We start from the raw sequence: 9,708 nt of genomic DNA on the forward strand, positions 1-9,708 counted from the left end.
TCTAAAGAAAAAAAGCAAAACGAATAAAAAAATAAGTTTTTTTTCTTTATAAAGCGAAAAAAAAGTATAATTTAATTATAAATTTGCTTAATAAAGAAGGAGAAAAATGAATTTAGTAAATGCAAAATTAATGATGAAACATGCATACAAAAACAAATATGCAATTCCTCACATCAACATTAACAACCTTGAGTGAGCTAAAACTGTTTTATTAGCAGCTCAAGAAATGAAATCACCTCTAATTTTAGCTACATCAGAAGGTGCAGTTAAATACATGGGAGGTATGAAAACTGTTGTTGGAATGGTAAAAGGATTAATGGAAGATTTATCAATCTCTATTCCTGTTGCTCTTCACTTAGACCACGGTTCATACGAAGCTTGTCTAAAAGCTATTGAAGCAGGATACACATCTGTTATGTATGATGGATCACACGAACCATTTGAAACAAACTACAGAAGAACACAAAGACTAGTTAAAGTTGCTCTACAAAAAGGAGTTTCTGTTGAAGCTGAAGTTGGAACAATTGGTGGAGAAGAAGATGGAATCGTTGGAAACGGAGACATCGCAGATCCAAAAGAAGCAGCAAAAATGTCTTCATTAGGAATTGATATGTTAGCAGCAGGTATTGGAAACATTCATGGTCCATACCCAGCATCTTGAAAATCACTTAACTTCGAAGCTCTTAAAAACATTTCTGAAGCAGCAAAAATTGGATTAGTTCTACACGGAGGATCAGGAATTCCAGCTGATCAAATTCAAAAAGCTATTTCTTTAGGAATTTCAAAAATTAACGTTAATACAGAATTACAACAATCAAACGCCAAAGCAATTTGAGAATTTGTTGAATCAGGAAAAGCTAAACAAGGTAAAAACTTTGACCCTAGAAAACTATATGCTCCAGGGACAGCAGCAATGAGACAAACAGTTATTGACAAAATCAAAGAATTTGGTGCAGAAAACAAAGCAAGATAATTGCTTTGTTTTTTTATATGCGGAAAAAACTAGTACAAATCCTGTATATTTTCCTAAGTTTAGTCTTTTTCAGTTCTTGTTCAGTGTCAAAAACTCATGAGCAAAAGACAATAAATGCAAGTGTGATTTCTGTTTATGATGGTGATACCTTCACAACTTCAACAAAGAAAAGATTTAGAATTTTTGGTATTGACACTCCTGAAATAAAAGATCGCCAAGGAGTCGAAACAAAGGGTCAAACACATATTTTCGCAAAAAATGCAAGAGCATTTTTGTGAGATAAAATACTAAACAAAAAAGTAAATATAGTTCCAATAACACACGACAAATACGGAAGAAACGTTTCTAAAATCTTAATTGACAATGAAGATGTAGGTTTAGAAGTTTTAAAAAACGGATTAGCAATTGTGAGGTATATTTCAGAAGACAGAAAATCTCCTTTTTACACAAATGATAGAGAATACTACAAAAAACTTTTAGATGCTTCATTCTATGCTCAAGTAAATAAAAAAGGATTTTGAAAAGAATATAGTTCTTTAGATGAAATTGAAGAAAAGCTATACAAAAATAGTGCCAATTAAGCACTATTTTTGTATATCACTAAATGCATATCTTAAAGGTTCGCCACCATAATTTTCTTTGAAAATATTGAAGCTAATGGCTGATTTACCTTGTGCAGTTCCTTGAGATTCTTTTTCTTGTGAGTATTTTTTAATATTAAAATAAGATTTTAGATCTTCTGTTTTAATTCTTGAAAAGTTTTTAAAACGATCTAATCAAAGGGAAAATTGGATGTTTTGGGAAGTTAGTTTTTTATTTTCATCAAACCTTTTAGAAAGTTTGATTTCAAAAATGTAACCATCTTTGTTTAAAAGGTACGCTTTGTATTCTTGTGTATATTCTCCAAAATCATCAAACTCTAATTCTTCAGCACTTAAGTGTAAATTATCAACTTCTTTAAAAATAGAATAGTCAATAATTTCGTTTGTTGAAGGTTTGTAAAATAGAGGATGATCGATTAAGTTTGCTCTTGAATTTTCTGTTAATTCTTCTTTAGTTCCATCAAAAAGGTTGGTTGTATCTGCAAGTTGCATAAAGACTATTTTTTGAATATTGAATAAAAAGAACAATCAATTTTTGTTAGCAAAATCACTAACTCCATCTCGTGCTTTTTTGAAAGGAAGGGGTTTTGCAGGAGATCAAACAGGATCATCAGATTTGTTTTCGACAGTATTTCAGTAGTATAATCAGTTTTTTAGTTTGCTAAATTCTGTGTTAGAATCAATTTCTTTTTGTTCCTGAATAAATTTTTCTTTTTCATCTTTATTTTCATAAATTAAGTTTAAAAAGTTATTTACAAACTCATTTGAAAGGAAGTTTTCTCAATTTCTTTCGTCTTTTTCTTCTTGTGTTTCTGTTTGAAACTTTTGAATTACAGCACTTTGAGATTCTTGACTTTTAGAACAAGAAAAACTAAGAGCAGAAGCAGAAGTTAGAGCAACTAGACTCAAAAAGCTAGTTATCTTTTTGTTCATTTTTAGTCTCCTTTCAAATAAAGAGCATTTCTGCAGGAATTCCATAACCATATTTGTCAACTAATTCGTTTTCAAAGGCTTGATAGTGTGCATAACTATCGTGGAAAATTCCGTTGTGAATAATAGAAGTAATTGAAGCGATTGAAATAAATTTAGTTTTTGCTTTTCCAAAATAAATTGTTAAAGGAATGAACTCAACCTCATTTCCTTCTTTTTTGAGTGAAAGTCTTATATTGAAAATTTGATTATTCTTTTTGATATAAAAGTCTTTGTAAGAAGTGTTAATTAAAGAAGTGTCTCCTTCTTGAATTTGATTTAAGTAATTGTTTGAGAAATAAGTCACTTCATAGTAATCTGCATTTTCAACTTTGTCTAAATAAGCCTGTGAAGGTGCTAAAAGATGTCCATCTTTGTCTGTTTTTTGCTTATCTGGAAGCAAGAATCAGTTGCTAAAAGTTGATTTAAATTTAACTAAATTATTTAAAACAAAATATCAGTTATCTGAAACGAGTTTTTTGTATTCATTAAATAAACCAGATTTTCTAAAGTCTGTTGTGTCTGTGTTTATTTTTTTAGCAAAGTCAACAAATTGTTGTTGAATTTTCTCTTTATTTTCTTCTTGAGATTTTACAAAAACATTGATTTTATCTTTATCTTTGTTAAAAATTTCATTTAAAAGAGTGTCGATAACTTTCTTTGTTTCAATTTCTTCGGGAGAAATTACTTTTTTGTAAATATCTAAGTTTGTATCAATAAATTTTTTGAAAATATCAGGGATATTATTGGTGTTTTGATCGGGGTTTGAGTTGCTTGTGTTTTGATTTTTGTGAGCTTCAATAACCGCTGGATCAACATTTCTAAACATGAATTTTTTAAGAGAATATTTTTCTTCAAGTTCCTTAAAAATATCATAATTTCAGTTTAAAAATGCTCATTCTTCCTTTGTATTGTAATTTATTGATGAGTATTTTTGTTCAATTTTTTTGTATTGCTCTTCTTTTTTCTTTTGAAGTTCTTCAGGACTAGATGGATTATCTTCATCTTCTTCAAGAGTGAGTTCTTCATCAAATTCTTCTTTTTCTGCTTTAATTTTTTGCTCAACTTTTGTGTTTAAGTTTGCTTCAAACTCTTTAGCAAAGTTTTCAAGACTGAAGTTTTCAAGTTTGTTGATTTCAAAAAGATCGTGATCAAGTCTAAAGACAAAAGAGTCGTCTTTGCGTGTAAATTTTTGTAATCTTACAACTTTATTTTTGTCAATTAAAAGGTAATATACAGCTTTTTTGACAAATTCAACGTCTTTATCTGTTTCAGTTTTTATTACAAAAAAGTCACTTAAGTCACTGGAATTAAATTCTAAAATGTTATTCGATTCTTCGCTGAAGTAATCAGACTCGCTTTTGTCACCGAAATTATTTGCCTTAAATCCATTTAGAGGATAAGGGTAGTGGGCAAATTTTATAAACTTAAGATTTTTAAGAATTCAATATCAATTTTTGCTAAAGTCTTCATAAAAGATTTCTCTTCCTAAAGAAATGATTGGCTTATTTTGACTTCCAAGTCTGTCTAAGAAAATTGGGCGATTAGGGTTGTAAACACTAAGAGCAAATTTAAGTTCTTGGATATGAGAAAAATTTATATTTTCCTGTTGAAAAATATAATTATTTACTAAATTTTTATCATTATTAAAAGCATCATTTAGTAGCCCACTTATTTTTGCTTGTTGATAAAATTGATTCTTTGCCAAATTTTGATCAACAACTTTAGTTTCTTTTGCTTGAGCACAAGAAACTAAAGGTAATAAAGGAGCTGTAGATAAAAAAGACAGAGCAATTTTTGTTCGCTTTTTCATTTATATTTCTTTCTACCAACAATTTAGAATACTAAACAAATTATAATACAAAAGGGAAATAAAAAAATTCCTTTTAGGAATTTTAAGGTCTCCTGTATAAATAATTATAGTATTCTAAGTTGTTGTTGTTTGTTTTGTTGTTGTTTTTAAGTTTAATTATTTATACAAGCAAATTATAGCACAATTTTTGATATAATAGAATATTAATATGAATAATATAAAAATACTAATAAAAAATAATGTAAGAATCTATTTAAGTGATTTTAGTGAAGTGGTTCAAAAGAACATTGAAGTTCAAAAAACAAAGCCATTTCCTTCTTTAATTTTAGCTCACTCGATTGCTGCTTTTGGGGTTTTACCCTTTATGTTGCAAACAAAAGAAGGTAGAGTTACAGCTTACATAAAATCTAATGGTGCTGTTAAAAATATTTTAGTTGAAGCAAAAAGTTCTGGAGAAATTAGGGCGCTTTTAGGTGATTCTGACATTGAAACAGAAAAAGATGATCAAAACTTTGATGACATTCCTTTAATTTTAGGAATCGGAAACGAAGGAACGCTGAAAATTTCAAGAGAAATGGGTAGAAGTGGTACTTTTGGTGGTGAAGTTGAGCTAATGAAATCAGACATTATCACTGATCTAGCTTACTATTTTGAGGTTTCAGAACAGATCTACACAGCAATTAAAACAAGTGTAAAATTCTTAAATAAAGAAAAGGTTAAGCGTGCTTACTCTGTAATTTTTCAATTAATTCCAGGTTATACAGAAGAAGACATTGTGTGAATTGAAAACTTTTTAAAAGAAAATAACTTTGATGAACTGGGAATTGAAGAATACCAAAAAAGACTTGATGCAACTCTTGTTGGACAAAGAAGTGCTTTTTGAAAATGTTCTTGTGACAGAGAAAAAATTCTTGTTTCACTAAAGGCGCTGCCAAAAGAAGAAATAAACAAAATGCTTGAAGAAGATCAAAAAATTGAAGTTAGTTGTCATTTTTGTCTAACTAAATACACTTTTTATAAAGAAGACTTTAAGGAGTAAAATGGAACAAAATAAAAAAGAAGTTTTAATTTCTTTAAAAAACATTACAAAAGTCTATGGACACAAAAAAGTTCTAGATAATTTTAATTTTGAAATTTATAAAGGCGACAGAATTGCTTATTTAGGTGGAAATGGTTCAGGAAAAACAACAACTGTTGAAATAATGGCAAAGGTTAAAAAGCCGACTTCTGGAGAAGTTTATTGACACCCAAATCTAAAGGTTGGAATTCAGTTTCAAGAATCAAAATACCCTGCTGGCGTGACTGTTCAGATGTTAATTAATTTCTATTTAGACAGTTTTGGAAGAGAAGGAATCACTCAAGAATATCTTGATGAAATGATTCAATTATTCAGACTTGATAAGCTACAAAAGAAAGAAGTTTATCAACTTTCAGGTGGTCAACAGCAAAGAATTAACATCATGCTTTCTTTAATTCATAAACCAAATTTCTTAATTTTAGATGAATTATCAACAGGACTTGATATCAAAATCAGAAGAGAAGTTAGAGGTTATATAATTAAATATTTAGACCAAAATCCAGATTGCTCCCTTATTTTAATTACCCACCACGTTTCAGAAGCTCTAAGAATGTGTAATAAAATTGTTATTTTAGACAAAGGGCAAATTTTTGAAAACGATACAATTGAAAATCTAGAGCAAAAATACGGAAAAATCGAACCTTGAATCGATAGATTTTTTGAAGAGATTTATGCCAAAGAAAAAGAAGAAAAAGAAACCAAAAATACAGAAAATACGCAGCAAAAAGAAAATTTTAAGACTAAACTTAAAAGATTTTTCAAAAAAGATAAAGGAGAAAATAAGTAATGAAAGCAGTTGTTAAATTAATTAATGCTTATTATTGAAAAGGCTTTTTTGGTCCTTTTTTTACAATTGTTTGACCACTCTTAATTTTTCTTCTTTTAGGAAACGTAACTTACTCAACAGCAATCGGAAACTTTAAAAAAGCAAACTTAAGTGATGAATTGATTCAACCTCAAATTTATGAACTAGCAAAACAAATAATAGTAGGGGTATTGGTTTCAACAATTATTTCAAATGGTTTGATCGGTTTTTCAACAGTGATTGTTGATTTTAAAAAATCAACCTTGATCAAAAGGATTGGATCGGCAAACATTAACAAAACTATTTTCATGATTGCAACCTTAATTTATCAATTCATTTGAACACTATTTGTTATTTTATGAGTTCCATTAGTAGGTTCTTTAATTCTTGGATTTAATAAATATTTAGACTTTTCAGTGGGATTTAACTTTGGATTAGTTGCAATTTTACCTTATATTTTCTTAACATTTTTAGTTTCAGTTTCTTTAGGATTTTTAATTATTTCATTAGTAAAAAGTACAGTTGCAGCATCTTCGCTTGCTAATTTAATTTTCTTTCCAATTTCTTTCTTATCAGGAGGTCTTGGAACAGGAAAACCAGACTTAACATACGCTCCAATTTTAAAATATTTTAGTTATATAATTCCTACAAAATACTCAACAGATCACTTATTTTCGGTTTTTTCAAACAACGGATATAGCTCGCTTTCAAATTTAGTTAACACAACAGAATTGATAGTTTATCCAATTGTTGCTATAATGATTTCAGTTACATTTTTATCAATAGCTGTTAAGAAATTTAAGTGAGGGGAATAGTGAAAACACTTTCTTCAGTTGAGTCTTTTACTGGCGGAGCATTTGCTGCTAAAATTGTAAGAATTCCAGGAGCTTCAAAGTTTTTTAAAGGAGCTTTAGTGACTTATGCAAATGAAATTAAAGAAAAACTAGGTGTAGATACATCTGCTGGAGTTGTAAATTCTAAAATCGCTAGAGAGATGGCTCTTAAAGGAAAAGAATTTTTCAACACAGATTTTTGTGTTTCTTTTACAGGAAATGCTGGACCTGATGTTTTAGATAACAAGCCGGTTGGCAGAATTTATATTTCAATTAATGAAGAAGTTTTTGAATTTAATTTAAAAGGAAGTAGATCAGAGATAATCGATCAGGCTGTCAATATCGCTTTTGAAATGTTAATAACTCAAAATAAGCTGTAGGAAAAATTTAGGAAAGATTCTGTATTTTTTCCCAAATTTGTCCTTTTTAGGCCTATTTTGGCAAAAAATTTCTATTCTAGAGCGGAGGACAAATGAAAGAAGAACAAAACAAAACTACAGACCAAAAGAAATTAATCAAAGATGCTTTTGGTGAAATCGAAAAAAAATTCGGTAAAGAAGCTATTATGCTTTTAGGAGAAAAACCAGCAGTTGATACTGAGGTTTTCTCATCTGGTTCAATTGCTATTGACCACGCTCTAGGAATACAAGGTTTTCCAAAAGGGAGAATTATAGAAATTTTTGGACCTGAATCTTCAGGTAAAACAACTATTACTCTTCACGCAATTGCTGAAGTTCAAAAACAAGGGGGTATTGCAGCATTTATTGATGCTGAACACTCAATCGATCCAACTTATGCAAAAAATCTCGGAATCAACATTGATAATCTAATTTTATCTCAGCCAGATTCCGGAGAGCAAGCTTTAGAAATTGTTGACACACTTGTAAAAACAGGGGCAATTGATTTAATTGTTGTTGACTCAGTTGCTGCTTTAGTTCCTGAAGCTGAATTAAACGGAGAAATGAAAGACCAAGTTATTGGTGGTCAAGCTCGTTTAATGTCAAAGGCATTAAGAAAAATTACCGGATCTCTAAACAAAAATGGAACAACAATTATTTTCATCAACCAAATTAGAGAAAAAGTTGGTGTAATTTTTGGAAATCCAGAAACAACCCCAGGGGGTAGAGCACTTAAGTTCTACTCATCAATCAGAATGGAAGTAAGAAAAGCTTCTCAACTCACAACAGGAAGTGATATCACAGGAAATCAAGTAAAAATCAAAGTTGTAAAAAACAAGCTTGCAATTCCATTCAAAACCGCTTTAGTGGAAATTATTTTCTCACAAGGTATTTCTAAATATGCTGAAATCGCCCAGCTTGCTGAAGATTTCGGAATTATAGTTAAAAAAGGTGCATGATACTCTTATAATGGAGAAAATATTGCACAAGGAAAAACTAATTTAAGACTTTATTTAGAAAACCAACAATCATTTTTTGAAGAAATAAAAGCTAAAGTAATCGAAAAATTAAATGAAAATTAATTTTTAATTAAAAAAAAGTTTAAAATATAATTTATGGAAAAAGAACTAGGTGTTTTATTTATAGGTGATGTTTTTGGGCAACCAGGAATAGATGCTGTCAAAAAACATTTACCAGAATTAAAACAAAAATATCAAATAGACTTAGTAATTGCTCAGGGAGAAAACACTTCAGGAAGAAAAGGTCTAAATTATGAAGATTACCAACAACTAAAAAATTCAGGGGTAAATGTTATAACTCTTGGAAATCATGTGTGAGCTAATCAAGATATCTTTAATTTTATAGAAAGTGCAGATGTTTTAAGACCATACAACGTCGATTCAGAAGACTACCCAGGTCATGGAACAAATGTATTTAATATTAATAATATAAAAATAAGGGTAACTTCAATGCTAGGAAGGAATTTTAACAAACTAAATAATCCTTGAAAACAATCTGAAGCTGATTCGTTTTTCGATGCATATGATGAAATTGAAAACTCAATCACAGATGATGAAGATTTTCATGTTATTGATTTCCATGCTGAAACAACTTCTGAAAAAAATGTTTTTGGACTATATTTAGATGGAAAAGCTGATGCTCTAGTTGGAACTCATACTCATGTGCAAACCAATGATGCTAAAATTTTACCTGAAGGTCTATTATATATTACAGATGCAGGTATGACTGGGCCAGCTAATGCAGCAATCGGAGCTAACTTCCAAGAAGTTTATGAAAAAATGAGATACGATAAGCGTGTTAAGTTTGTAGTTTCTCAAAATCCTACGCAATTTAATGGTGTATATTTATTTTTATCAACTAATAAAAAACACCGAAAAATAGTACCTATAAATATATTTTAATATTAAGTAATGAACAAAAAGAGGAGCAATCCTCTTTTTTCATAAAAAAAATAAAAAATAATTTGGTGTTTTTTTAAAAATAGTGTACAATAATTAAGCATTAATCACAGCAAATAAAAAAAATTAAAAAAAGTTTTAGTTTTTTAAAAAAAGTTGTATAATGTTTAATGCACATCATAAACGATGTGGATAGATCTTTCAAAACTAGATACAAAAACCATAATACATTCATAAATTCAATTTCAAGAGTTTGATCCTGGCTCAGGATGAACGCTGGCTGTGTGCCTAATACATGCATGTTGAACGAAGCAGTGC

General features: G+C 29.4%; 10 protein-coding genes and 1 rRNA gene. 9 read left to right on the forward strand and 2 right to left on the reverse strand.

Annotation, left to right across the window (positions count from 1 at the left end):
* Positions 1-106 precede the first annotated feature (106 nt).
* Positions 107-973: a class II fructose-1,6-bisphosphate aldolase gene (fba, locus tag JV122_RS02680; protein ID WP_205842973.1), complete on the forward strand. Its 867-nt coding sequence runs from the start codon at positions 107-109 to the stop codon at positions 971-973.
* 17 nt (positions 974-990) lie between these two features.
* Positions 991-1,554: a thermonuclease family protein gene (locus JV122_RS02685; protein ID WP_205842974.1), complete on the forward strand. Its 564-nt coding sequence runs from the start codon at positions 991-993 to the stop codon at positions 1,552-1,554.
* A 3-nt stretch (positions 1,555-1,557) separates the two neighbouring features.
* On the opposite strand, the gene JV122_RS02690 is transcribed toward JV122_RS02685, so the two are convergent.
* Positions 1,558-2,508, reverse strand: coding sequence for an aromatic motif membrane protein (locus JV122_RS02690; RefSeq protein ID WP_205842975.1), 951 nt, complete (start codon positions 2,506-2,508; stop codon positions 1,558-1,560).
* Positions 2,489-4,357 (reverse strand): aromatic motif membrane protein, encoded by a 1,869-nt coding sequence (locus JV122_RS05035; RefSeq protein WP_205842976.1) that lies wholly within the window; start codon positions 4,355-4,357, stop codon positions 2,489-2,491. The genes JV122_RS02690 and JV122_RS05035 overlap by 20 nt, the downstream gene beginning before the upstream one ends.
* Positions 4,358-4,565: 208 nt before the next feature.
* Between JV122_RS05035 and JV122_RS02700 the strand changes: the two genes are divergently transcribed.
* From JV122_RS02700 to JV122_RS02730, 7 genes are all read left to right on the forward strand, one after another.
* The gene (locus tag JV122_RS02700; protein ID WP_205842977.1) at positions 4,566-5,396 is read left to right on the forward strand and encodes an Hsp33 family molecular chaperone HslO; all 831 of its coding nucleotides are present in this window, start codon (positions 4,566-4,568) and stop codon (positions 5,394-5,396) included.
* Between the two features lies 1 nt (position 5,397).
* Complete coding sequence (locus JV122_RS02705; RefSeq protein ID WP_205842978.1) at positions 5,398-6,222, forward strand: ABC transporter ATP-binding protein; 825 nt, start codon at positions 5,398-5,400, stop codon at positions 6,220-6,222.
* Positions 6,222-7,055 (forward strand): ABC transporter permease, encoded by an 834-nt coding sequence (locus JV122_RS02710; protein ID WP_205842979.1) that lies wholly within the window; start codon positions 6,222-6,224, stop codon positions 7,053-7,055. Before JV122_RS02705 ends, JV122_RS02710 begins: the two co-directional genes overlap by 1 nt.
* Positions 7,055-7,453 (forward strand): CinA family protein, encoded by a 399-nt coding sequence (locus JV122_RS02715; RefSeq protein ID WP_205842980.1) that lies wholly within the window; start codon positions 7,055-7,057, stop codon positions 7,451-7,453. Before JV122_RS02710 ends, JV122_RS02715 begins: the two co-directional genes overlap by 1 nt.
* A gap of 92 nt (positions 7,454-7,545) precedes the next feature.
* A complete protein-coding gene (recA, locus tag JV122_RS02720; RefSeq protein ID WP_205842981.1) occupies positions 7,546-8,553 on the forward strand; it encodes a recombinase RecA in 1,008 nt (335 codons plus the stop codon).
* Positions 8,554-8,586: 33 nt separating this feature from the next.
* Complete coding sequence (locus tag JV122_RS02725; RefSeq protein ID WP_205842982.1) at positions 8,587-9,393, forward strand: TIGR00282 family metallophosphoesterase; 807 nt, start codon at positions 8,587-8,589, stop codon at positions 9,391-9,393.
* A gap of 238 nt (positions 9,394-9,631) precedes the next feature.
* A 16S ribosomal RNA gene (locus JV122_RS02730) occupies positions 9,632-9,708 on the forward strand; the annotation flags it as partial.

Source organism: Mycoplasma procyoni (assembly GCF_017052595.1).
Lineage (GTDB): Bacteria > Bacillota_I > Bacilli_A > Mycoplasmatales > Metamycoplasmataceae > Mesomycoplasma_A > Mesomycoplasma_A procyoni.